Raw genomic sequence first — 22,700 nt, forward strand, 5'->3', positions numbered from 1 at the left:
CGGCTATTATACCACAAGTGCAGAGTACGTGTGGTATAATTGGCCATTTGGGCGGAAGCGAGCTTTTGCGAGCGCATCGCCTTGGCCATAAACGTATAATCGCCCCGGCCATAAACTGATAAAATAACCGTACTGCGGTTATTATATCACATTCCGCAAGGTTGGGAATGCAATGATGAATGATTTGCAGGATTAAGATTCTATAAAGAGAAACGGATAAAGCTGATCTTTATATGCTGTTAACACGTTCGCTTCATATTCTAACGCCGTATTAATCCCGCGCTCTATATAATGATAACGAACTCTTGAAGGATGGGTGTGGTTTTTGATGGATACGGCAATTTTGATCCTGGGAATTCTATACATAGGAGGAATCGGTTTTTGGGCAGTGAAAAAACTGGATGCGTTTCTTCAGGGGGGAATTTTTATCGGAGAAGCGGAGCAAAAAGAACGGGAGGCCAGTAACAGGGAATAGGAAAAACAAACTGCCTTTATATCATATTAATGCCACAATTCTGATCTTAATATCTTCTTAATATGAAAAATGATATGCTGGTTCATACGGTGAAATTTTGATTTTATGGATGTGCTTATCAATGCAGCTTTTTTGGCGTAAAATTACCCCTACGAAGTTTTTAACACTTGGTTATCTGGTAATCATTCTGGCAGGTGCTTTGCTTTTGATGCTGCCTTTTTCCACGCGAAGCGGGCAGAGCACACCGTTTTTTGACGCGCTCTTTACTTCGGCATCCGCAACCTGTGTGACGGGGCTGGTCATATACGATACATACACCTATTGGTCGGGATTCGGACAGGCGGTTATCCTGTTCCTGATCCAGATCGGCGGCCTTGGATTTGTAACGCTGGCAATCGCCGTTACCACTTTTACAAAACGGAAAATCGGCCTGAAACAGCGCTGCGTGATGCAGGAGTCGATTGCCGCACCTCAGATGGGTGGAATTGTCCGGCTGACGCGGTTTGTTTTTTACGGAACGCTTTTCTGCGAGATAGCGGGAGCACTGGTTTTGTCTTTTCGTTTATGCCCGCTGTTTGGCTTTACAAAGGGAATCTATTTTTCCGTTTTCCACAGCATTTCGGCGTTCTGCAACGCAGGGTTTGACCTGATGGGGGCGCTGGAACCTTCCTCGTCGCTGACCCGCTTTTCGGGGGATCCTCTCATTAATTTGCCGGTAATGTTTTTGATTGTCATCGGAGGCTTAGGCTTTTTTGTGTGGGAAGACCTGTGGCATCACCGGCATCATTGGAATCAATACAGACTCCATACCAAGACCGTCCTCGCGGCGACAGGCTTGTTGATCGTCGTTTCGGGGGTGCTTTTCTTTTTTTTAGAGGCAAATGGGGCGGCTTTTGACGGGAAAAGCACCGGCGAAAAAATATTGGCTTCCCTCTTTCAGGCAATTACACCCAGAACGGCGGGCTTTAATACGGTACAGCTCACCAAACTGAACGGTGCCAGTATCTTTTTAACCATTGCCCTGATGCTGATAGGCGGTTCGCCCGGCTCTACTGCCGGCGGTATCAAGACAACGACAGCCGCGCTGTTTGTGTTGGATGTTGCTTCTATGTGGAGAAAAAGCCCCTCGATTGAATATTTTAAACGCAGGGTAGATCATGACGTTCTGCGCAATGCGTCGACAGTGCTGACCTTGTATTTATTTTTTATCGGTCTGTCAACAATGCTGATTTCCTGGGTGGAAGGCGTCACTATGACGGAATCCATGTTTGAGTCGGTATCCGCAATCGGTACGGTCGGGCTTTCTCTGGGGATTACCCCGGCGCTGCACGTTCCGTCTAAACTCATACTGACTTTTCTAATGTATTTCGGGCGGGTAGGATGCCTGACCATCCTTTATTCCATCGCGGACAGCCGTTCAGCAGCTCCATCCAAAATGCCTTTGGAGCGGATAGTAGTCGGATAATTTTCGCAATTCATAACGGAGGGTATCTTTGTGAAATCGATTTTGTTAATTGGTTTGGGCCGGTTTGGAAAACATATGGCTCAAAAGCTCAATGAATTAAACAATGAAGTTCTGGCGGTTGATATCAATGAGGAACGGGTAAATGAAGTGCTCCCGTTTGTCACCAGCGCGCAGATTGGAGACAGCACCAACGAGCAGTTCATCGCCTCACTCGGTGTGCGCAATTTCGATCTTTGTGTGGTCGCTATCGGTGATAATTTCCAAAGCTCGCTGGAAACCACGTCGCTTTTGAAGGAGTGCGGCGCCAAGTTTGTGCTGGCACGTGCAAGCAGGGACGTCCACGCAAAGTTTCTGCTGCGCAACGGCGCTGACAAGGTCGTTTATGCCGAAAAGGAAATGGCAATCCGTATGGCGGTCCGATACAGTTCGAACAGTATTTTCGACTATATTGAGCTGACCCCGGAATACTCTATTTATGAAATTTCTGTGCCTACATCGTGGATTGGGAAAACCATCATTCAAACGGCAGTAAGGACCAAATACCATATCAGCATCTTGGCGACCAAGCAGGACGGTGAAATTCTTCCGCTTCCAAAGCCGGACTATGAGTTCAAGGGAACAGAGACGCTGATTATCTTAGGCCATCATGCGGATGTAAAAAAGCTGGTGGATTAATCACTTTTAAAACAGAAAAGGCAGTTTTGGATTTTTCCAAAACTGCCTTTTTCATACCATTTTTGGGATCAGCCAAAGAACTGGTTGAAGAAATCTTCAAATTCCTCGTAAGGGTCCTGATACTCGCTGTCATCGTTGCCGGGATTATACTTATTCCCGCTGTTCGGATCAGTGACTTCCGGCACCGGCTGCTGGTTGTTGGTAGCTGTATTGCCCATATCTTCAATCAGTTTAACCGTTGCAGTGAACTTTTTGCCGGAAACGCCAGAACGGGCAGCAGGGCGGAAGACTTCCAGTTCGATGGTGTCACCGGGCTTTTTACCTTCCAGCACCTTGCTGAGCGCCTGATTGCTGTCAAGATCTACCCCGTCTGCTTTGGTGAGGATGTCTCCGGGGACAATGCCTGCTCTCGAAATGTCTGATTCGGGCATGGTAGACTGTACAAACAGCCCGATAGGCACATTGTTCAGCCGCGCGGCGGAGATATCAACCGGATAAACAGTGATACCGAGCATAGCACGCCCGGTAACACGTCCGTTTTTCACAAGATCATCAATGATGGGCTTGACTTCATTGGAAGGAATCGCGAACCCCATGCCCTCCGCGCCGGTGGAAATCATTTTGGCGGAGTTAATGCCAATAACCTGCCCGTATTCGTTTACCAGCGCGCCGCCCGAGTTGCCGGGATTGATGGCCGCGTCGGTCTGAATCAGCTTGGAATAAGTGGTGGTGGAGCCGCCGGCGCCGGAACTTGCAGTGAGCTGGCGGTTCAGTCCGGAAACAATGCCCTGCGTCACACTTCCGGCAAATTCCATAGACTGCGGGTTGCCGATTGCGATAACCTTTTCACCGACTTTCACCTGATCGGAATTGCCGAAGGATGCGGGAGAGAGCCCTGTCGCTTCCACTTTAATCACAGCCAGGTCAGTCTTTGTATCCGCTCCGACGACGCGACCCTCATATTTCGTGGTGCCGTCGCTCATTGTGACGGTAATGCCGATGGCCCCTTCCACTACATGAGCATTGGTGGCAATATACCCGTTATCGCTGATTACGATGCCGCTGCCCATGCCTTCCGCCTGATACTGCCCATAATTCAGGTAGGTGGTGATTGCCACAATGGAAGGTTCAACTTCATCCACAATCTGTTCGGTGGACAGCTTTCCGTCCGGTGACGGTGCTTCGGAGTTTGCGGGCTTATCCTGCAGCGTAATTCCGGGCAGTTCGCTTGCGGGCACATTCAGGCTTGGTTCGTTGGTATCGGAAACAGATGATCGATTGCCTTGAATCGTGTTAAAAATGCTGACACCGGCCACGGAAACCAGCGAAATGACCACGACTGACGCGAGAATTACCGAAAAGACAATCAAGCCCTTGCTGCGTCGTTTGGGACTTGCGGCCTGCGCCTGCTGATAATCCTCAAACTTCCACTGATACGGCTCTTTGCCGCGCGACTGGTTTGAATTCTGCTGCCAGCCTCCGGACGCGCTGTACTGTTGAGGAGGCAGCTCATTTTGCGGGCGGGAAGACTGCCGGTGAGTCTCCGAGTAATAAGGCGGCCGGTATTCCTCGCCGTTTTGCCGCGGCGAATTCCATCCGTCGTTTTCGTCTGACGAAGGAGCGTTTGTACTGCCGTAATTCTGTGGATTTCCCAGTGTGCTGCCGCCGGGATTTGGGGTGCTGTTTTCTTCATTGTGCGGGGTCCGCTCTGTATTCTCGTTGTCTTCTGAATTAAGATGGTTAAAATTGTCCTCCATATTGGTCAACTGCCTTTCCGGTTATGTGAAATCATGTTCTCGTTGCTTTGACTGTATTTAGTATAACGGGTAAATGTGAAAATAAAATAACTAAGATTTAAAAAGATTTGAATATTATGATGAAAAATAGTTGAAATCTTTATTTCTAATTTATTACTGCAGTTCTAATCTTGGCTCCTTTTCTTTTTCTTTCTTCTTTTTCTGCGGTTTTGGAATTGTGAACACAAACTCGCAGTATTCCCCTTCCACGCTGCGGACAATGATGTCGCCGCCATGCAGATTAATAATGGAGCGGACGATATGCAGCCCGAGGCCGGCGCCGCCCTTGTCGCGGCTGCGGGATTTATCAGTTTTATAAAAGCGGTCGAATACATGAGGAATTTCGTCCTTGGGAATCCCGTCGCCGGAATTTTTGATGGAAACGCTGGTGGCTACGTCGTCCTCCGTGTACTCCACTTCAATATAGCCCCCCTCGCTGGCAAATTTAACCGCGTTTTCAATTAAATTGTAGATCACCTGGTGAATCAGGTCGGGGTCGGCTTCTACCATGACCTTACCGTGGTCGAGACCCCGTACCTCAATGTTTTTGGCTTCCAGCGGCTGCTCAAATGTAAAAACGGTGCGGATAACCGTATCGTTCACATCAAACAGGTCGGGCTTGATCTCCAGCTCGCCGGCCTCAATGCGGGCGATATTCAGCATCGAGCGAACCAGGCGGGAAAGCCGTTTGATTTCCTGCGAAACAATGTTCAGATAATAATCCCGCTTGTCGTCCGGAATCGTGCCGTCAAGGATACCGTCGATGAATCCGCCGATGGTGGTCATCGGGGTGCGCAGCTCGTGGGATACATTGGCCGTAAAGGAACGGCGGGTGGTTTCCGTGGTCGCCAGGGAGGAGGCCATGTTATTAAAGGAAATTGCCAGCTGCCCGAGCTCATCATAGCTCTCCACCGGGACGCGGACGGTAAAATCCCCTTTGGAAAAGCTCTGTGTCGCGGCCACCATCTTGCGCAGCGGGCGCACGAGATCCGCCGTAATAAAATATACGGCGGCAAACGCCAGAATTAATACCGCGAGAGAGCTGACCATGAACATTTTCAGAATTTCCTTCAGAAACACCGTGAGCGCTTTTGCGGAGGCGGAAACGAAAACCACAGCGGCCGATGTGCCGTCGTCGCGGTTTACGGAAATGCCTACGGTATAATGGGCGTCGGGATAAAGCCCGCCCATTTTACCAAGCTCCTGATAACCGCCTGCTGTGGAGGCTTTTTCGATAATTGCCTTCGAGATCGTCTGGTTTACGTGGTTAGCGCCGGTGCCTTCGGCAAACAGCAGCAGTTCCCCTTCCGTATTGGCAAGATAAATATCAGACTCGATGGAATTGGCCAGAATGGTGTACATGGGAAGCACGACCTGGGGGGTTACCCTTTCAAACGAGTTGTTCCGGATATTGGAATAGGTCAGCGCCGCAGCCTGATGGGCATTGTGCTCCAAAAGCTTATACCGGTCCTGCTTAAAATATTGTGCTGCGAAAACCAGTAGCACCGCGCCCAGAATTGTGATGCTCAGCAGAATAATGGATGCCACAGTGACAAAATGCTTGCTGAACAGAGTTTTGCGCATATTGAATCGTCCCCCTGCACATTGATGCAAAAACGGGCCGGACACCGCCCGACCCGTTCCCCGGTTCTAAAATCTATTCTTTTACTTCAAATTTGTAGCCGACGCCCCATACGGTTTTGAGCGTCCACTGCTCCGAAACGCCTTCCAGCTTTTCGCGCAGGCGCTTGATGTGGACATCGACGGTGCGGGAGTCGCCGTAATACTCGAATCCCCATACTTCGTCAAGTAGCTGGTCACGGGTGTAAACGCGGTTGGGGTTGCTTGCCAGATGGTAGAGCAGCTCCAGCTCCTTGGGCGGCGTATCAATCGCCTTGCCGTCGACCTTCAGTTCATATTTGGTCATGTTGACCACCAGCTTGTCGTAGCTGACTTCCTTGATGTCACTCTCGGCCGCGGATTTCCCGGTCCGCCGCATGATGGCCTTGATACGGGCGACAATTTCCTTGGGGTCAAAGGGCTTGACCACATAATCGTCGGAGCCAAGCTCCAGACCGAGCACTTTATCAAAAGTTTCGCCCTTGGCGGTAATCATAATGATCGGGCAGTTGGATTTTTTGCGGATTTCCCGGCAGACCTGCCAGCCGTCCAGCTTGGGCATCATGATATCCAGCAAAATCAGATCCGGCGTCTCGGAGGCAAACTTTGCGAGCGCTTCTTCGCCGTCGTTGGCGATTGCGAGCGCGTATCCCTCTTTTTCGAGATAAAGGCGGAGCAGTTCGCAGATATTACGGTCGTCATCGCAAACCAGTATCTTTCCGGTAGACATTTCAGTTCCCTCCGTTTTATGCTATAGTCTGATGTTCTTTACCTAGCAATATAATACCACAATTATACAGCAAAATGATATACTTTGGTGAATATTTTTTGAACTGGGCTTGTCCAGTTTCCGAATTATTACCGCTTTCCGCCGAAAGAAAACGGAAAGCCCTCTTGTGAAAAAAGGAAAAGAACGCTATAATATAAAACTGTTTGGATTGCCGGACGCGGGGAACGGGTTTGCTCTGCGCACGGCCTCTTATCATTCGTTGCTTCGCGGATAAGAGCAGCTATCATCTATTATGTGCCGAGCGCGGAGCGGCAGATCGGAGTTTCAGAATGAAATTAGGTATTGTCGGGCTGCCCAATGTGGGCAAATCGACCCTTTTTAATGCGATTACCAATGCGGGAGCCCAATCGGCCAACTACCCGTTTTGCACCATAGAGCCGAATGTGGGGATGGTAGCCGTGCCGGATGAACGTCTGGACGTGCTGGCAAAAATGTACGACCCTGATAAATATACGCCCGCTGTTATTGAATTTGTGGACATCGCCGGCCTTGTGCGCGGCGCGTCAAAAGGCGAGGGGCTGGGAAACAAATTTCTCTCCCACATCCGCGAAGTGGACGCGATTGTCCATGTGGTTCGCTGCTTTGAGGACGGAGAGATTGTGCATGTGGACGGGGAGATCGGCCCCGAACGGGATATCGAAACGATCAACCTTGAGCTGATCTTTTCCGACATTGACCTTGTGGACCGGAAGATCGACCGGTCGCTGAAAGCGGCAAAAGGCGGGGATAAGACGCTGGCGTCGCAGGCTGATGTGCTCAAACGCCTGAAAGCACATCTCGAAGAGGGCAAATCCGCCCGCAGCTTTGTCTGCGACGAGGAAGAACGGGAAGCCTTTGCGGATGTCCCGCTTTTGTCTGGAAAGCCGATCATTTATGCCGCCAACATGAGCGAAACCGATTTTGCGGGCGGTATTGAAAAGAATCGTTATTTCCACGAGGTTGAGGAGATTGCGGCGGCGGAAAACAGCGAGGTACTGCCGATCTGTGCCAGAATCGAGGAAGAGATCGCAGGCATGTCCCCCGAGGACAAGCTGATGTTCCTTGAGGATATGGGGCTTCACCAGTCCGGCCTTGACCGCCTGATTCAAAAGAGTTACTCTCTGCTTGGCCTGATCTCTTATCTGACCGCCGGAAAACAGGAAGTCCGCGCATGGACGATTGAAAAAGGAACCAAAGCGCCGCAGGCGGCGGGCAAAATCCATTCGGATTTTGAAAAAGGCTTTATCCGTGCGGAAATCATCGCATTTGACGATCTGGTAAAATGCGGCTCGATGACGGCGGCGAAGGAAAAGGGGCTTGTGCGCTCCGAAGGAAAAGAATATGTGTTTCAGGACGGCGACGTTGTCCTGTTCCGTTTTAACGTATGATGCCCCGCCGGTTTCTTTTGCTCTTTACGGGTCTGTTCGTCTGCGGAGCGGCCGTTGGTGTCGTTGGGTTTTTGCTCAGCCGGCCCGCAAAAACGGGCTATCTTCCGAAGGCCCAAAATGACTTGATTCTTGCCGCGGTCGGGGTTTCGTCGGAGGAAAGCTCCGGACGCAGCATTGAGGCACGCACGGAGCGGGAGAGCTATCCTGCCGGAACAAAAGAAATTGTGCTGATCATCACGAATCACAGCGAGGACGTTCTGGGTTATACCGGATATTATGATTTCCGGCGCGTGGATGGCGATGTGATCACGCCGCTTGCCGTCCGCCCCGACGTTGTATTCGATATGACGGATCAACAGCTGAACCCAAGCGAAACGGTCCGGGAAACGGTGCCGGTCGACCTGTTCGACGAGCCTCTGCCTTCCGGTACCTACCGTGCCGCCCAGCTTGCCTGCTTCAGCGGTGCGCAGGGGGAAGCTCTCGCGTGCACCGAGATTACCGCGGACTTTGTGATCGATTAAAAAACCGCTCTTCCGAATTTTGGAAGAGCGGTTTTTGCTGTTTGCGTTAATCAATGGGATTGGTCAGCGTTCCGATTCCCTCGATGGAACATTCCACGATATCGCCTGATTTTAAAAATTTGGGAGGCGTGAACCCTATGCCGACGCCTGCGGGCGTGCCCATGGAAATGATGGTGCCCGCTTTCAGCGTCATACCCTGCGACAGCTCGTGGATCACATGGGCAATGCCGAAGATCAGAAGTCCGGTCGTGCTGTCCTGCCGAAGCTCGCCGTTGACGCGGGACTGGATTTTTAAAACGGGCGGCTGCGCAAATTCATCGGCGGTCACAATCCAGGGACCCATTGGGAAAAAGCCGTCGAGACTTTTTCCGAAATACCACTGCTTGTGGCGGTTCTGCAAAACGCGCGCGCTGACGTCATTGGCGACCGTATAGCCGAGCACATAGTCAAACGCATCTTCTTCAGAAACATTTTTCGCGTCTTTTTTCAGGATAACAACGAGCTCCGCTTCATAGTCCAGGCGGTCTTCAATATCGGCATGCGCGGGAACCGGGCCGCCGTCACAGTTGGCTTCGGTGACACGCTTGGAAAAATAAACCGGATACTGCCGTTCCCCGTCGAAGGTTTCCAGCTTATAGCGGGCGGATTCCTCCGCGTGGGCCATGTAATTGATGCCCAGACAGATGACATCCTGGCGGGGATAGGGAATCGGCGCCCGTTTTTCCACACGATCGACGGGGATTGTGGAAAATTTCCCGCCCGCCAGCTTCGCCTTGATGGATTCCCAGCCGGCGTCGTCGGTTTGTTCAATCAATTCGGACATACTTGCGCAGTTGATTCCCAGTTCCTTTCCTGGAACGATCTGATCGGTGCCGGCCAAAATACCGACATGGTCGGTTCCGTTTTGGCGATAGGTTAAAAGCTTCATAACATTCATTCCCCCTGCTTAGACTGAACTCCGGCCACTGCGCACAATCATGCCGCCGCCGGGCTTTTACAAATCCTTCCTTTATTATCCAATATTTTATTCAAATTTGCAACTATAATTTGAGCAGGACTCGGAATGGTACTGACAGTTTTGCAGGGAATGCCGTCTGAAATGATAGCCGAACCGACAATTTTCAACATTTTTTTACTATTTTGTCAAATATCCGCTTAATCCCTTTTCAGATCGCTAAAAAAGTGGTAAAATTTGACCAGTAATTTATGGCAGGGGAGACCGGCATAATGCAAGAAGGACAGGAACCGGAAAAAATGCAAATACAGATGCTGGGCGGCTTTCAGATCACAATCGGAGAAATCACTATTAAAGATACCGACAACCATTCCCAGCAGATGTGGAACCTTTTGGAATACCTGATCGTATTCCGCAATCAGGCGATATCCCCTAGGAGTCTGGCGGATTCACTGTGGCCGGGGGATAAAAGCAACAATCCTTCCAACGCTTTGAAAAATCTGATTTACCGGATCCGCACGATGTTTGCGGGATACGGAGTGCCATTTGCCAGGGAACTGATTCGCTATCATCAAAACACATACTCCTGGAATAACAGCTTTGCCTGCGAGATAGACATCGAGCAGTTTGCGAACCTGTGCGCGCAGGCGGCGGATGCCGGACAGCCCGATGAAACCCGGATTGCCCTTTATCTGCGCGCGTTCGAACTTTACCGCGGCAACTTTCTTCCCAATTCCGGCTACCGCGAGTGGGCGGTTGCGCTTGTGAATGATTATCGCAGGCTTTATTTCAGCAGTGTGTATGATGCCTGTGCGCTTTTGGCAGCGAATAACCGGTTCGACACGATAGAAGCGGTATGTGGGAAGGCTATTGAGTTCGACCCGTTTGAGGAATGTGCCCATCAGTATTTCATAGAAGCGCTGGTTCGCCAGGGAAAGCAGTCCCACGCACTTGCCCATTATAACGAACTGACGGAATTATTCTATCGGGAACTGGGAGTTTCCCTGTCGGAAAGTGTTCGAAGCCTTTACCGGGAAATCGTGAAAACCGTCAACAGCGTGCAAACCGATCTGAGCGTGATCAAAGAGGATCTTTGCGAACAGCAGGCGGCCCAGGGTGCGTTTTACTGCGCATATGAGATTTTCAAATGTATGTACCGCGTCGAGGCGCGGACAGCCACCCGTACCGGCCAGTCGATTTTTATCGCGCTGCTGACCGTAACCGATCAGAACAACCAGGTTCCTGAGTTGCCGCTGCTCGGCAAAGTCATGGATCAGCTTTTGGAATCCGTCCGGCTGTCTTTGCGGAAGGGGGATGTCATTTCCCGTTTTTCCGCCACGCAATATGTCCTGATGCTGCCGACGCTCACTTATGAAAACGGCCGGATTGTGCTTTCCCGCATAGAGAAACGATTTAAGCAGGATTTCCGCGGAAAGGAAATCAAACTGCACACGGCGCTCCAGCCTCTGGACCCGTTAAAATAGAAAGGGGTATTTTCATTGCCGATCCGAGGCGCCTTTCTGCAGCCCAGCACAGTCGCAAAAACGCTGGTATGCATTGATTCGATCGAACCGGCCGGGTTTTCCGGCAGGTTTTACAATCCTCATCTGCCGGATTGCGTCCCGTTTTGCGGAGCTTTTGACCTTGTGAATCGGATGGACCGGATGTTCGACCAATTGGGATTTCCGCATGCCGCGTTTCGATACCGATCCTTTTACAAATCGCGATTGGAGCGGTTCTGCCGCCCGGAACCGGCAGAACCGGCATGTTTCCAGGATGAAAGCGTGTTTGCAAGTGAAAAAGGAGCGAAGATGACGGTGATTGTGCAGGTAAATACCCGCCGGAGCGCTACATGGCAGGGGACTGCGTTTTGGGTGGAACAAAGCTGCCGTGTTGATTTTCAGAGCGCCTGCGATTTGATCCGTTTAATATTCAGATCGGTCTCTTCCATGGGAGGAAGAATGGACCTGCTTGAATGGGAAGAAAACGTGCAGGAATAAAGGCAGGGTTTCCTGCCTTTTTTACGATTCCGACAGGAAGAAGTAAAGATTTTGCCTGATTGGTCGTTTCAGAAATTGCCCATACTGAAAAAGGCGGGCTGAAAAATAAAGAAAAACTGGATTTAGTTGACAGTTTACGGCAATTTTCATACAATAAGGAAAAGAATGGAATAAATGAACAGAAACGAACCGCGCTTTTCCGCAGAATTCAGCCAGACGGGAGAAGGAGCCAACTTGACAATTGAAAAAAAACGGGCATTTCTGATCAACTGCTTATTTACCGCGTGTATTCTGACACTGGCCTATCTGTGTTTCAAATATCTTCTGGCATGGATGCTGCCGTTTGTGATCGGCCTGATTACAGCCGCCTGTCTGCAAAGGACCATTCATTTTCTGGCGGAAAAAACCCACCAGAATAAACGCCTGCTTTCGCCGATTGTGGCTTTTATCCTGGTTTCCACTGTCGGAATCCTGTTTGTGCTTTTGGTATATAACGCTGCCAATGAGCTTGGCGAGCTGATCAACCGCCTGCCGGGGCTCTACCAGAGCGCGGCGCCGGCTATCGCGGATGTGCTGAACCGTACGCTGGAGAGCATTGTATTTGCGCTCCCGGACGAGATGGAAACACAGATTCGCGCGCTGGCCGCTCAAATGATGGCTGATATGCAGTCGAATATTATTGATTTTTCCACTTCGGCTGTCGCCTGGGCGGCCAACAAGGCTTCCCTGCTGCCGTCCGTGCTCATTTCAATCATTATTACGGTAGTCGCGACCTTTTTTATGACTGTTGAATTTGATAATATCATCAAGTTCTGTAAACTGCAGATACCGGAAAAATACAGGGCGCAGGTAATCTCCAGCTGGAATTCGTTCAGCAAGACGGTGGTGGGCATGCTTTCGTCCTATCTGTTGATCATGTTTATTACATTTGTCGAGCTTTCAGCCGGATTGATTCTGCTGAAGGTAAACTATGCGGTCCTTTTGGCGGCGATGATTTCGCTTGTTGATATTCTGCCGGTGCTCGGCACAGGAACAATCCTGATTCCGTGGGGCATTATTGCAATGATGATCGGAAAAACAAGTTTTGGAGCCGGAATTCTTGGAATCTACTTTGGGATTACAATTATCAGAAATATTCTGGAGCCACGGATTATCGGCAAACGCATCGGCCTTCACCCGCTGGTGACGCTGATGTTTATGTATCTTGGTCTGCATGTTCTGGGACTGCTTGGAATGTTTCTGTTTCCGCTTACGGTTATCATTCTTAAAAATTTGCAGGATTCCGGCGTTGTCCAATTCTGGAAAACAGAGAAATCTCTCAACGAGCCCAACCAATAGCCGGCGATTTTGAATATGCAGGAATTTTGCTGATAAGGAGTGGTACTAATGGCTACTTTTCAGGAATTATATGAAACCTTACTCAAAGCATCTGTTCAGCGCGGACAGGCCAGCGCCGATTCGGTGAAAGGTCTGGATTATGACCCTCAGCATCTGGACTGTCTGCTGCATCCGGAAAAGCATCCGGTCATCTGGCAGCTTGCGGACTGTGACTGCCCGCCCGACGCGCCCTGCATGGCTTCCTGCGAGTTTGACGCGATTTCCCGCAAAGAAGGGGTCCCCCGGGTTGCAATCGATGTTACCCGCTGTGTCGGGTGCGCCGCCTGCGCGGAAAGCTGCCGTTCGGGCAAGCTGACTGCTTCAAAGGATATCTTGCCGGCGCTCGAGGCGGTCAGGAACGCCAAGGGGCTGGCCTACGCGCTGATTGCTCCCGCGTTTCAGGGCCAGTTCAGCCCGGATGTAACGCCGGGGATGCTGCGCAGCGCCTTTCTGAAGCTGGGCTTTGACGGAATGCTGGAAGTTGCGTTGTTTGCCGATATTCTGACGCTGAAAGAGGCGTTCGAATTTGACCAGAATATCCATAAGGAGGAAGACTTTCAGCTGACCAGCTGCTGCTGTCCCCTCTGGATTGCCATGCTGCGCAAAAGCTACAGCCAGCTGATGCCCCACGTGCCCGGCGCCGTTTCTCCGATGATCGCCTGCGGCCGTGCGGTAAAGGCGCTGCATCCTGATGCGGTCACTGTTTTTGTGGGCCCCTGCCTTGCCAAAAAGTCCGAGGCCAGGGAGCCGGATTTAAAGGGCGCGGTGGATTATGTGCTGACCTTTGAGGAGATGCGGGACGTTTTTGATGCCGCCGGAATCGATCCGTCAGAAATGGAGGATAAAGAACGCGACCACTCCTCCCGTGCCGGCCGCATTTATGCCCATACGGGCGGTGTGAGCGAGGCGGTCCGCTCAACGGTGGAACGCCTGAACCCACACCGCAAGATCACGGTGAAGACGCAGCAGGCCGATGGCGTAAGGAACTGCAAGGAAATGCTGGCCGCTTTGACGGCGGGTAACACGCATGCGAATTTCTATGAGGGCATGGGCTGCGTGGGAGGCTGCGTAGGCGGCCCGAAAGCGATTATCGATAAGGAACAGGGCAGGGACAATGTGGTGGCCTATGGCGAACAGGCGCTTTATCCGACGCCGATGGACAATCCATATGTGATTGAGCTGCTTCACAGGCTGGGAATCGACACGGTGGAAACCCTGCTGAATGACAGCGATATTTTTATCAGAAAGCTCTGATCCCCCGCTTGATGCAAAGCGGAAAAGATGATAAAATCATTGCATGACATTCCGCCAAAGGAGGACACCCCATATGCCCATGCATGAATCGGGAGAAAACTACCTGGAAACCATTTTGATTCTGGAGAACAAGAACGGTTCCGTGCGTTCGATTGATATTGCAAACGAGCTTGACTATTCGAAACCGAGCATCAGCCGCGCGATGGGGATCCTTCGCAAGAGCGGGTTTATCACCATGGAGGACAGCGGGCGTATCCTGCTTACGCCGAGAGGGCGGGCAAAGGCCTCTGAAATATACGAGCGCCATCTGCTGCTCACCCGGTATCTGGTGCTGACCCTTTCTGTCGATCAGGAAACTGCCGCAAGTGATGCCTGCCGGATTGAACATGTGATCAGCGCTGAAACGTTCGCAAAGGTCAAGGAGTATGTGGAAAGGGAGGACGGCAAATGAGCCTGAACAGTGAGCCGGTGCCGGAGGAAAATGACCTGCTCCGTCTGATAGATGAAGGAATCTTCGGCTTGAACGGCGATGAAAAAACCACCGTTTCTGTTGATGTGGAGCAGATTATTAAAAGTGAAGAAAAGAAAAAAGCATAAAAATGGCTGCCGCTTTCTGCGGCAGCCATTTTTTATATGCTGTACCTCAATCAGGAATGATGTTTGTCCATCAGCTCTACAACTTCCGCAAAGAATTTGAAGAGAAAAGGCAGCGAGCAGAACAGAAAGGAGGTAGAGATACCGGCCAGCGTATAAAGCAGCGCAATGCCTATCGACGCTCCCTGCTGCAGATAGCTAGTGATGCTCAGGTAAAGCTGGAGGATCAAAAAAATGCCCATGACGACCAGAAGAACAACAAAGACACCGTTGAGAAGCTTTGCAGTTGCATTCTGATAGCCTTTTCCGGAGACAGTGGCAATCGTCTCTGTAACTTCCGGCACATCCGGGGTGTCCGTAAAATTGGGAGTGTTCAGTTCTTCCGTGGTGGATTCTGCCGTGTCGTTGCTGTTCAGATCATTCATTTCACAATTCCTCCAAATAAAATTGATTTTAATTCATCCATTATAAGAATAGCAGAATTTGGATCATTCGTAAAGAGCGGATGAAGGACAGCGCCCGCCAATATCTATATTTGTCTGCGGACTCTTTCAGCTATGATATGCTTTTGTAGAATTCCCAAATAATGAGCAAATATGAAGAAAAATTCCATTTCTCCGGTTTGGAAAGGTTTTTTGCCGTTAAAGAGGCTTGTCCACCGAAAAATAAAAGTTTTTGTCGTGTAAAGAAAAAAGCCTTGACACTGATATGCCGGTCCTGTATAATACAGCAAGAGGGAACGTGTAAAGTCAACTACTTTACATGATTGGGGGCAGGAAAGTGGCTAAAAATCTTGAGATTTCGCTGCTGCTGGATTTTTACGGCGAAATGCTTACCGAAAAACAACGCGATGTGGTGGAGCTATACTACAACGAAGATTTGTCCCTTGCGGAGATCGCAGCCCACAGCCAGATTACCCGGCAGGGTGTGCGCGACTCCATTAAACGTGCCGAAGGAGTACTGCTGGATCTGGAGGCGCGCCTGGGCCTTGCAAAAAGATTCCGCAAAATTCAGGATGGGCTGGACCAGATTATCAGCGACGCGCGCTTTATCCAGGAATCCGGGGGCAGGGTCGGCATTTCGCGCGAGGTTTCCCAGCGCGCGGAAAACATTATCCGGATTGCCGGCAGCCTCAACGAATAAAATCAGTCTTACATACAAAGCTGAACGGGAATGGTGGTGAACCCCATGGCGTTTGAAGGACTTTCCGATAAGCTTTCCGCTGTTTTCAAGAAGATGAGGAACAAAGGAAAGCTCAAGGAAGCGGACATTAAGGAAGCAATGCGCGAGGTTCGCCTTGCGCTTTTGGAAGCGGATGTCAACTATAAGGTGGCGAAAGAATTCGTCGCCAAAGTGACGGAAAAAGCGGTGGGCAACGAGGTGCTTGAGAGCCTGACGCCCGCCCAGATGGTTATCAAAATCGTCAATGAAGAGCTGACCGCGCTGATGGGCGAAAGCAATGTGCGCGTCAATTTTGCGAGCCGTCCGCCGACGGTCATCATGATGTGCGGCCTGCAGGGCTCCGGTAAGACGACCCATTCCGCCAAACTGGCGCTGCATTTTAAAAATCAGGGAAAACGCCCGCTTCTCGCGGCGTGCGACGTATACCGCCCGGCTGCGATCGAGCAGCTTCAGATAGTCGGCGCGAAAGCGGGGGCGCCTGTCTTTGAAATGGGGCAGGGAAACCCTGTGGAGATTGCGCGCAAAGCGGTTGCCCACGCGAAGGATCACGGCAACGACGTGGTCATTTTGGATACGGCCGGACGTTTGCATATCGATGAAACCCTGATGGGCGAACTGCAATCGATCAAAGAAGAGGTTGCCCCGCAGGAAATCCTGCTGGTCATCGATGCGATGGTCGGTCAGGACGCGGTCAATGTAGCCTCCAAATTCAATGAGGCGCTTGGAATTGACGGCGTCATTCTCACAAAGCTGGACGGCGATACCCGCGGCGGTGCCGCGCTGTCGGTCCGCGCGGTGACGGGCAAGCCCATTAAGTTCGCGGGTATGGGAGAAAAGCTCGAAGACCTGGAACCGTTTTATCCGGACCGGATGGCTTCCCGTATTCTCGGCATGGGCGACGTGCTGACGCTGATTGAAAAAGCGCAGCAGGATTTCGATTCCAAACAGGCCATGGAAATGGCGCAGAAAATGAAGGAAAATTCCTTCGATTTCAATGATATGCTTGCACAGATGCGGCAGCTTAAAAAGATGGGCCCGCTTTCCAGTGTAATGAATATGATCCCGGGTGTTTCGGGCAAGCTCAAAGAGGAGGACGCTGAAAAGGGCGAGCGCGAGATGCGCCGCGTGGAGGCGATCATTCTTTCGATGACACCGGCCGAACGCGCCAAGCCCGCGCTTATTAACCCGGCGAGGAAGCGCAGGATTGCGGCGGGTAGCGGTGCGGAGGTCTCCGACGTGAACCGCCTGCTCAAGCAAAACGAGCAGATTCAAAAACTGTTCCGTTCCGTTTCTGGCAAGAAAGGCGGAAAACACCGCCGCCTCCCGTTTGGAGGGATGGGCGGCATGCCGCCCGGGGGAATGCCCGGAATGCCTTTTTAATTGATTTCACCCGGGTTCCCGGTTGAATAAATGTTCAGACGAAAGTTTGCAAATTTTATAGGAGGTGACATACATGGCTGTTAAAATCAGATTGAGAAGAATGGGTGCGAAGAAAGCTCCTTTTTACCGTATCGTGGTTGCTGACTCCCGTTATCCCAGAGACGGCAGGTTCATTGAGGAGATTGGTTCCTACGATCCGACCAAGGATCCTTCCGTAATCAAAGTGGACGCTGAAAAGGCAAAGAAATGGCTTTCGAACGGCGCTCAGCCTACCGATACCGTTAAGGCGCTGCTGAAAATCGAAGGCGTGCTCTAATATGGACGTGGAGGTAAATCGTTTTGGATAAGCTGATCGTTACCATAGCACGAGACCTCGTGGAGGATAAGGACGCTGTTCATGTAACTGTCGACGAGCCCAACGAGGAAGGCCTGGTTGTTTACCACCTTCATGTCGCCCCCGACGACATGGGACGTGTCATCGGAAAGCAGGGCAGGATCGCTAAGGCAATCCGCACTGTTGTCCGTGCGGCAGCGAATAAAGCCGAAATGAAGGTTGCCGTTGAAATCGACTGAAAAAAGCAGGGAGGCGAAAGCCTCCCTGCTTTTGAACACTGTGCTTTCGGGCAGAAAAGCTTGCAGGGCGAGGAGAAAACGATGAAAAAGCAGTTTTTGGAATGCGGAAAGATTGTAACTACCCAGGGAATCAAGGGCGAAGTGCGCGTACAGCCGTGGTGCGATACGCCTGACTTTCTGCTGGATTTTGAGACCCTTTATCTGGACAAAGGCGAAACATCTGTCCGGATTCAGAATTCCCGTGTCCAGAAAAATATTGTGGTGCTCAAGATTGAAGGCGTGGAGACTGTGGAACAGGCGGTCCTTCTGCGAAACAAGATTATCTATATCAGCCGTGAAGACGCGGAGCTGGCAGAAGGGGAATATTTTGTGCAGGACCTGATTGGATGCCGGGTAGTGGATGCGGACACCGGGGCGGATTACGGGGAGATATTTGATGTGGAATCCACAGGCGCCAACGATGTTTACTGTCTGGAGGATAAGGCGGGTGTCAAGAGATACGTCCCCGCCATCCCGCAGGTTGTGCTGGAACGGGATCTCGACGGCGGGATCATCAAAATCCGTCCGCTGGAGGGACTGTTTGATGCTTAAAATCGATATTGCCACGCTATTTCCGGAAATGTGCGAAGCCGTCCTGTCGGCCAGTATCATCGGCAGGGCGCGCAAGGCGGGCTATCTGGATATTGCGTGTTTTCATATCAGGGATTACACGGCGGACAAGCACCGCAATGTGGACGACACCCCGTATGGGCCGGGGAAAGGGATGCTGATGCAGGCAGACCCGATGTACCGCACCTGGGAAGCCGCCTGCGCCCGGCGCGGCGGAAGGCCGCATGTCATTTACATGACGCCGCAGGGGAAAACCCTGACGCAGGAACGCGCCAAAGAACTTTCACAGATGGAACATCTGTATATCATGTGCGGGCACTACGAGGGCGTTGACCAGCGGGTGATCGATGAAATTGTGGATGAGGAACTTTCCATCGGCGATTATGTCCTGACAGGCGGCGAACTGGGAGCGCTGGTATTGGCCGACTGCGTGGGGCGGCTTTGCCCCGGCGTTCTGGCGGATGAAAGCTGTTTTACCGAGGAGAGCCATTGGGACGGCCTGCTGGAGTATCCCCAGTATACCAAACCGGCGGTTTGGCACGGCGCCGCGGTCCCCGAAATCATCACCAACGGCAACCATGCGGCGATTGCGCGGTGGCGCCGGGAAATGTCCTTAAAAACTACATTTGAGAAAAGGCCGGAACTGCTGGAAAAGGCGGCGCTCAATGAAAAGGACAAGTGGTATCTGCGGACCATCGGCTGGACGGAACAAACGGAAAAAGAGCCCTGACACCTTGCCCGTTTGCTGTGAATTGACATCTTGAAAGGGGAATTGTGTTGTGGGAACAGTTGTAAATGCGATTGGTGTCATACTGGGCGGCCTGATTGGCCTGCTGATACGGCGCGGGCTGCCGGAAAAGGTGGAGCAGACCGCGATGAAGCTGCTGGGGCTTTCGGTGCTGATTATCGGGCTGAACGGAGTGATCACGGCCATGATCACCGTTGGCAGCGACGGAAAGCTGTCCTCTTCCGGGTCCCTGCTGCTGATTGCCAGCATAGTGATCGGAGGCGTGCTCGGCGAATGCTGGGATCTTGACGGAAAACTTGTGCGGGGCGGTAAATGGATCGAACAGAAATTTGGCAAAGAAGGGTTTGCCAAAGGATTTATCAATGCGTCGCTGGTTTTTTGCGTCGGCGCAATGGCAATCGTCGGATCGCTGGCGGACGGGCTGTCAGGAGACAGCAGTATTTTGTTTATCAAAACTATGCTGGACTTTATCTGCTCGGTCATTCTGGGTTCTACGCTGGGTTTTGGAGTGATCTTCTCCTTTATCCCGGTTGTGCTCTATCAGGGGGCCATTACCTTGTTTGCCGGTGTATTGTCTCCGCTGATCTCCGATTCGCTGCTCGGCAGTATCTGCATGGTGGGCTATACCATTGTGCTGTGCATCGGTATTAATTTTTTGGAGTTTACAACCATTCGTACAGCGAATTTATTACCGGCACTGCTAGTCCCGGTCATTTATGAGATAATGAAGCCATTGCTGCATGCAATTGCGGCGGGATTTTCGGCTTTTTAAAGGGTTTCATGCGACGAATACAGATATGTTGCTGTAATTGTTGAAAACTTTATAGTTATCCTGCACAATTGCAGCAGAATAGCCTTTCAATGATATGGGAAACAAGCAGAAAAAAATCGCAAAACGGAAATCTGTCCTAAAAAACGTTGACGCTTTCCGGAAATCCGCTTATAATAGTACCATGGTTTGAAAACAATTGCGTGATTTTATAGAAATAGGAGCGTATCAAAATGTTTGTGAAAGAAGTCGCCGTACAGAATCAAGTTGGTCTGCATGCACGTCCTGCAACATTTTTCATTCAGAAGGCCAATGAATACAAATCCTCTATCTGGGTGGAAAAAGAGGAACGCCGTGTCAATGCGAAGAGCCTTTTGGGCGTTCTTTCTCTGGGCATTGTCGGTGGCACAAATATCCGGATTATTGCGGATGGTTCCGATGAGCAAGCTGCGGTTGATGGTCTTGTAAAGCTTGTGGAATCCGGTTTCACTGAGTAGTTTTTGCGCTTTCGAGTCAGGATGCACCGTTTGATTATCAGGCGGTGCATCTTTTCATTTCTTCAAGACACAACCCTTGGCGTTGGAGGTGTGTGAGACCATGGACAATCCGCGTCTGCCGTTTTTGGCGGAAAAGGCGCATAAGCTGCCGCTGTTGCCCGGTGTCTATATCATGAAAAACAAAGCGGGCGACATCATTTATATCGGCAAGGCGAAAGCCCTGAAGAACCGTGTCAGCAGCTATTTCCGCGCGGTGGAAAAGCATCTGCCGAAGGTCTACCAGATGGTCAGCCATGTTTATGATTTTGACTATATCGTGACCGACAGTGAGTTTGAGGCGCTGGTTCTGGAGTGCAGCATGATCAAGCTGCACACCCCGAAATATAATATCCTGCTGAAGGATGACAAGGGGTATTCCTATATCAAAATTGCCCCCAGAGAATTCAGCCGTATCCGGCAGACCTTTCAGCGTGACGATGACGACGCGGAATATATCGGTCCGTACATTTCCTCGTTTGTGGTCAGTGAGACTGTGGATGAGGTGAATCGTGCGTTTATGCTGCCGACCTGCAACCGGAAATTCCCGCAGGAATTCGGCAAAGGGCGGCCCTGCCTTAATTTTCATATTAAACGCTGCATGGGAGTCTGCCGCGGAAAAATTTCAAAGGCCGAGTACGACGAGATTATCGAACAGGCGAGAGAATATATTAAAGGCGGCAGTGCGCAGAGCATTGAACTGCTGAACCGCCGCATGGCGGAATACGCGGAATCGATGCAGTTTGAAAAAGCGGCGCAGCTTCGTGACCGCATCCGCGCCATCAGCCGCATCAACGAGTCCCAGAAGGTGGTTTTCACCAGCGTTGCCAATCAGGATGTCATCGCGCTGCAGCGAAGCGACAGCGACACCTGCGCGGTGGTGCTGAAATTCCGGGGGGAGCGGCTGGTGGACAAGCAGGATTTCCTGCTGGGGGCTGTGGACGATCTGGACGCGGCGAGGCTGGAATTCCTGCTGCGCTATTATACGACCAGACAGGACATCCCCAAAAAGATTCAGCTGGACGGCGGTATCGAGGATATCGAAATTGCATCCCGCCTGCTTTCTGAGCAGGCAGGAACCAAGGTGGAGGTGCGCATCCCACAGCGCGGGGAACAGCTGAAGCTGGTGGAGATGGCAAAAAAGAACGCCGCGGAGCGCCTTTCCCAGAAATCCCAGCGCACCGGCCGTGAGGTGGCCGCGCTGGACGAGCTGGCGCGCCTGCTCGGGCTGGAAAAACCGCCTGTCTATATCGAATCCTATGATATCTCCAATATCGGCTCGGAAACGGTTGTGGCCGGTATGGTGGTTTTTGAAAACGGGCGGCCTCTGCGTAAATGCTACCGCAAATTCAACATCAAAACGGTCGCCGGCACCGACGATTACGCAAGCATGAGCGAGGTGCTTCAAAGGCGGTTCCAGCGTTATCTGGACCCGGAGCAGCAGGACGAGGCGTTTGACCGCCTGCCCGATCTGATTTTGCTGGACGGCGGAAAGGGGCATGTTTCCACGATTGTGCCCATGCTTGCGCAGATGGGAATCCATGTGCCGGTTTTTGGTATGGTCAAGGATGACAAGCACAGAACACGCGCGATTGCGCGTACCGGCGGAGAGATCGCTATCTCTTCCCACCGCAGCGCTTTTACTTTGGTCTCTACCATTCAGGATGAGGTGCATCGCTATTCAATCTCTTTTTCGAGGGCGAAGCATCAGAAGAGCTCGTTTGAGCTTTCCCTGACCCAATGCCCCGGAATCGGAAAAACAAGGGCGGCAGAAATTTATAAACAGTTTAAAACCGCAAAGGCCATCCGGGAGGCTTCTTCGGAGCAGCTTGCTCAGGTGAAAGGAGTTTCCATGCCCGCGGCAAGGAAATTATATGAATTTCTGCATGGGGAAGATTGACAAAAAGGCGCAAAAAAAGGATAATAGAGGCATTGCAGCAATCTTTTTTAAAAATCTTTTTTATAGTTTCCGCTGCGTTTTTCCAAACTGTCTGGATAAAATAAACAGGAAAAACCT

The 22,700-nt window shown here is 51.2% G+C and carries 25 protein-coding genes; 20 read left to right on the plus strand and 5 right to left on the minus strand.

Annotated elements, in window-relative coordinates:
• Nucleotides 1-328: 328 nt before the first annotated feature.
• The 3 genes from C1A10_RS18370 (at nucleotide 329) to C1A10_RS04365 (ending at nucleotide 2,615) form a co-directional block, all read left to right on the plus strand.
• Complete coding sequence (locus tag C1A10_RS18370) at nucleotides 329-475, plus strand: hypothetical protein (protein ID WP_180950983.1); 147 nt, start codon at nucleotides 329-331, stop codon at nucleotides 473-475.
• Between the two features lie 121 nt (nucleotides 476-596).
• Nucleotides 597-1,940, plus strand: coding sequence for a TrkH family potassium uptake protein (locus C1A10_RS04360; RefSeq protein ID WP_101909094.1), 1,344 nt, complete (start codon nucleotides 597-599; stop codon nucleotides 1,938-1,940).
• Nucleotides 1,941-1,970: 30 nt separating this feature from the next.
• Complete coding sequence (locus C1A10_RS04365; protein WP_101909095.1) at nucleotides 1,971-2,615, plus strand: potassium channel family protein; 645 nt, start codon at nucleotides 1,971-1,973, stop codon at nucleotides 2,613-2,615.
• A 68-nt stretch (nucleotides 2,616-2,683) separates the two neighbouring features.
• Here C1A10_RS04365 and C1A10_RS04370 read toward each other — a convergent pair whose 3' ends face one another.
• The 3 genes from C1A10_RS04370 to C1A10_RS04380 all read right to left on the minus strand — a co-directional run bounded on the left by C1A10_RS04370 (nucleotide 2,684) and on the right by C1A10_RS04380 (nucleotide 6,761).
• Nucleotides 2,684-4,372 carry a S1C family serine protease gene (locus C1A10_RS04370; RefSeq protein WP_101909096.1) on the minus strand — a complete coding sequence of 563 codons (1,689 nt, stop codon included), beginning with the start codon at nucleotides 4,370-4,372 and terminating at the stop codon, nucleotides 2,684-2,686.
• Between the two features lie 153 nt (nucleotides 4,373-4,525).
• Entirely contained in the window at nucleotides 4,526-5,995 is a 1,470-nt protein-coding gene (locus C1A10_RS04375; protein ID WP_101909097.1) for a HAMP domain-containing sensor histidine kinase, read from the minus strand.
• Nucleotides 5,996-6,068: 73 nt separating this feature from the next.
• Nucleotides 6,069-6,761, minus strand: coding sequence for a response regulator transcription factor (locus C1A10_RS04380; protein ID WP_101909098.1), 693 nt, complete (start codon nucleotides 6,759-6,761; stop codon nucleotides 6,069-6,071).
• 329 nt (nucleotides 6,762-7,090) lie between these two features.
• On the opposite strand from C1A10_RS04380, the gene ychF reads away from it, so the two are divergent.
• Together ychF and C1A10_RS04390 are read left to right on the plus strand one after the other, a co-directional pair.
• Nucleotides 7,091-8,188 (plus strand): redox-regulated ATPase YchF, encoded by a 1,098-nt coding sequence (gene ychF / locus C1A10_RS04385; protein WP_101909099.1) that lies wholly within the window; start codon nucleotides 7,091-7,093, stop codon nucleotides 8,186-8,188.
• Between the two features lie 17 nt (nucleotides 8,189-8,205).
• On the plus strand, nucleotides 8,206-8,709 hold the full coding sequence (locus C1A10_RS04390) for an immunoglobulin-like domain-containing protein (protein WP_145997698.1): 504 nt from the start codon (nucleotides 8,206-8,208) through the stop codon (nucleotides 8,707-8,709).
• 46 nt (nucleotides 8,710-8,755) lie between these two features.
• On the opposite strand, the gene C1A10_RS04395 is transcribed toward C1A10_RS04390, so the two are convergent.
• Nucleotides 8,756-9,637, minus strand: coding sequence for a fumarylacetoacetate hydrolase family protein (locus C1A10_RS04395; protein WP_101909101.1), 882 nt, complete (start codon nucleotides 9,635-9,637; stop codon nucleotides 8,756-8,758).
• 299 nt (nucleotides 9,638-9,936) lie between these two features.
• On the opposite strand from C1A10_RS04395, the gene C1A10_RS04400 reads away from it, so the two are divergent.
• The 6 genes from C1A10_RS04400 to C1A10_RS18375 all read left to right on the plus strand — a co-directional run bounded on the left by C1A10_RS04400 (nucleotide 9,937) and on the right by C1A10_RS18375 (nucleotide 14,892).
• On the plus strand, nucleotides 9,937-11,148 hold the full coding sequence (locus tag C1A10_RS04400; protein ID WP_180950984.1) for an AfsR/SARP family transcriptional regulator: 1,212 nt from the start codon (nucleotides 9,937-9,939) through the stop codon (nucleotides 11,146-11,148).
• Between the two features lie 15 nt (nucleotides 11,149-11,163).
• A complete protein-coding gene (locus tag C1A10_RS04405) occupies nucleotides 11,164-11,664 on the plus strand; it encodes a hypothetical protein (protein ID WP_101909103.1) in 501 nt (166 codons plus the stop codon).
• A 174-nt stretch (nucleotides 11,665-11,838) separates the two neighbouring features.
• Nucleotides 11,839-13,002, plus strand: coding sequence for a sporulation integral membrane protein YtvI (gene ytvI / locus C1A10_RS04410; RefSeq protein WP_101909104.1), 1,164 nt, complete (start codon nucleotides 11,839-11,841; stop codon nucleotides 13,000-13,002).
• 48 nt (nucleotides 13,003-13,050) lie between these two features.
• Nucleotides 13,051-14,295 carry a [Fe-Fe] hydrogenase large subunit C-terminal domain-containing protein gene (locus C1A10_RS04415; RefSeq protein WP_101909105.1) on the plus strand — a complete coding sequence of 415 codons (1,245 nt, stop codon included), beginning with the start codon at nucleotides 13,051-13,053 and terminating at the stop codon, nucleotides 14,293-14,295.
• A 79-nt stretch (nucleotides 14,296-14,374) separates the two neighbouring features.
• Nucleotides 14,375-14,746: a metal-dependent transcriptional regulator gene (locus tag C1A10_RS04420; protein ID WP_101909757.1), complete on the plus strand. Its 372-nt coding sequence runs from the start codon at nucleotides 14,375-14,377 to the stop codon at nucleotides 14,744-14,746.
• Nucleotides 14,743-14,892: a hypothetical protein gene (locus tag C1A10_RS18375; RefSeq protein ID WP_180950986.1), complete on the plus strand. Its 150-nt coding sequence runs from the start codon at nucleotides 14,743-14,745 to the stop codon at nucleotides 14,890-14,892. The genes C1A10_RS04420 and C1A10_RS18375 overlap by 4 nt, the downstream gene beginning before the upstream one ends.
• A 50-nt stretch (nucleotides 14,893-14,942) precedes the next feature.
• Here the strand turns inward: C1A10_RS18375 and C1A10_RS04425 are convergent, their stop codons facing one another.
• A complete protein-coding gene (locus tag C1A10_RS04425; RefSeq protein ID WP_101909106.1) occupies nucleotides 14,943-15,314 on the minus strand; it encodes a hypothetical protein in 372 nt (123 codons plus the stop codon).
• Between the two features lie 355 nt (nucleotides 15,315-15,669).
• Between C1A10_RS04425 and ylxM the strand changes: the two genes are divergently transcribed.
• The 9 genes from ylxM (at nucleotide 15,670) to uvrC (ending at nucleotide 22,583) form a co-directional block, all read left to right on the plus strand.
• On the plus strand, nucleotides 15,670-16,032 hold the full coding sequence (ylxM, locus tag C1A10_RS04430) for a YlxM family DNA-binding protein (protein WP_101909758.1): 363 nt from the start codon (nucleotides 15,670-15,672) through the stop codon (nucleotides 16,030-16,032).
• Nucleotides 16,033-16,077: 45 nt separating this feature from the next.
• Nucleotides 16,078-17,451, plus strand: coding sequence for a signal recognition particle protein (gene ffh, locus C1A10_RS04435; RefSeq protein ID WP_101909107.1), 1,374 nt, complete (start codon nucleotides 16,078-16,080; stop codon nucleotides 17,449-17,451).
• Nucleotides 17,452-17,524: 73 nt separating this feature from the next.
• Entirely contained in the window at nucleotides 17,525-17,767 is a 243-nt protein-coding gene (gene rpsP / locus C1A10_RS04440; RefSeq protein ID WP_101909108.1) for a 30S ribosomal protein S16, read from the plus strand.
• 23 nt (nucleotides 17,768-17,790) lie between these two features.
• Nucleotides 17,791-18,024 carry a KH domain-containing protein gene (locus C1A10_RS04445; RefSeq protein WP_101909109.1) on the plus strand — a complete coding sequence of 78 codons (234 nt, stop codon included), beginning with the start codon at nucleotides 17,791-17,793 and terminating at the stop codon, nucleotides 18,022-18,024.
• 81 nt (nucleotides 18,025-18,105) lie between these two features.
• Nucleotides 18,106-18,615: a ribosome maturation factor RimM gene (rimM, locus tag C1A10_RS04450; protein WP_101909110.1), complete on the plus strand. Its 510-nt coding sequence runs from the start codon at nucleotides 18,106-18,108 to the stop codon at nucleotides 18,613-18,615.
• Nucleotides 18,608-19,363, plus strand: a complete 756-nt coding sequence (gene trmD, locus C1A10_RS04455; protein ID WP_101909111.1) for a tRNA (guanosine(37)-N1)-methyltransferase TrmD — start codon at nucleotides 18,608-18,610, stop codon at nucleotides 19,361-19,363. Before rimM ends, trmD begins: the two co-directional genes overlap by 8 nt.
• 49 nt (nucleotides 19,364-19,412) lie before the next feature.
• Entirely contained in the window at nucleotides 19,413-20,153 is a 741-nt protein-coding gene (locus C1A10_RS04460) for a DUF554 domain-containing protein (protein WP_101909112.1), read from the plus strand.
• Nucleotides 20,154-20,383: 230 nt separating this feature from the next.
• Entirely contained in the window at nucleotides 20,384-20,647 is a 264-nt protein-coding gene (locus tag C1A10_RS04465; protein ID WP_101909113.1) for an HPr family phosphocarrier protein, read from the plus strand.
• Nucleotides 20,648-20,747: 100 nt separating this feature from the next.
• On the plus strand, nucleotides 20,748-22,583 hold the full coding sequence (gene uvrC, locus C1A10_RS04470) for an excinuclease ABC subunit UvrC (protein WP_101909114.1): 1,836 nt from the start codon (nucleotides 20,748-20,750) through the stop codon (nucleotides 22,581-22,583).
• The last annotated feature ends 117 nt before the right edge of the window (nucleotides 22,584-22,700 follow it).

It is taken from the genome of Marasmitruncus massiliensis, from assembly GCF_900186535.1.
Lineage (GTDB): Bacteria > Bacillota > Clostridia > Oscillospirales > Ruminococcaceae > Anaerotruncus > Anaerotruncus massiliensis_A.

Coding starts and splice junctions, on each gene's coding strand:
- C1A10_RS04360 (WP_101909094.1), top strand. CDS start 597: ATGCAGCTTTTTTGGCGTAAAATTACCCCTACGAAGTTTTTAACACTT.
- ytvI (WP_101909104.1), top strand. CDS start 11,839: ATGAACAGAAACGAACCGCGCTTTTCCGCAGAATTCAGCCAGACGGGA.
- C1A10_RS04425 (WP_101909106.1), bottom strand. CDS start 15,314: ATGAATGATCTGAACAGCAACGACACGGCAGAATCCACCACGGAAGAA.
- C1A10_RS04395 (WP_101909101.1), bottom strand. CDS start 9,637: ATGAAGCTTTTAACCTATCGCCAAAACGGAACCGACCATGTCGGTATT.
- C1A10_RS04420 (WP_101909757.1), top strand. CDS start 14,375: ATGCATGAATCGGGAGAAAACTACCTGGAAACCATTTTGATTCTGGAG.
- trmD (WP_101909111.1), top strand. CDS start 18,608: ATGCTTAAAATCGATATTGCCACGCTATTTCCGGAAATGTGCGAAGCC.
- C1A10_RS04400 (WP_180950984.1), top strand. CDS start 9,937: ATGCAAGAAGGACAGGAACCGGAAAAAATGCAAATACAGATGCTGGGC.
- ychF (WP_101909099.1), top strand. CDS start 7,091: ATGAAATTAGGTATTGTCGGGCTGCCCAATGTGGGCAAATCGACCCTT.
- C1A10_RS18375 (WP_180950986.1), top strand. CDS start 14,743: ATGAGCCTGAACAGTGAGCCGGTGCCGGAGGAAAATGACCTGCTCCGT.
- C1A10_RS04415 (WP_101909105.1), top strand. CDS start 13,051: ATGGCTACTTTTCAGGAATTATATGAAACCTTACTCAAAGCATCTGTT.
- C1A10_RS04380 (WP_101909098.1), bottom strand. CDS start 6,761: ATGTCTACCGGAAAGATACTGGTTTGCGATGACGACCGTAATATCTGC.
- uvrC (WP_101909114.1), top strand. CDS start 20,748: ATGGACAATCCGCGTCTGCCGTTTTTGGCGGAAAAGGCGCATAAGCTG.
- ffh (WP_101909107.1), top strand. CDS start 16,078: ATGGCGTTTGAAGGACTTTCCGATAAGCTTTCCGCTGTTTTCAAGAAG.
- rimM (WP_101909110.1), top strand. CDS start 18,106: ATGAAAAAGCAGTTTTTGGAATGCGGAAAGATTGTAACTACCCAGGGA.
- C1A10_RS18370 (WP_180950983.1), top strand. CDS start 329: ATGGATACGGCAATTTTGATCCTGGGAATTCTATACATAGGAGGAATC.
- C1A10_RS04370 (WP_101909096.1), bottom strand. CDS start 4,372: ATGGAGGACAATTTTAACCATCTTAATTCAGAAGACAACGAGAATACA.
- rpsP (WP_101909108.1), top strand. CDS start 17,525: ATGGCTGTTAAAATCAGATTGAGAAGAATGGGTGCGAAGAAAGCTCCT.
- C1A10_RS04375 (WP_101909097.1), bottom strand. CDS start 5,995: ATGCGCAAAACTCTGTTCAGCAAGCATTTTGTCACTGTGGCATCCATT.
- C1A10_RS04465 (WP_101909113.1), top strand. CDS start 20,384: ATGTTTGTGAAAGAAGTCGCCGTACAGAATCAAGTTGGTCTGCATGCA.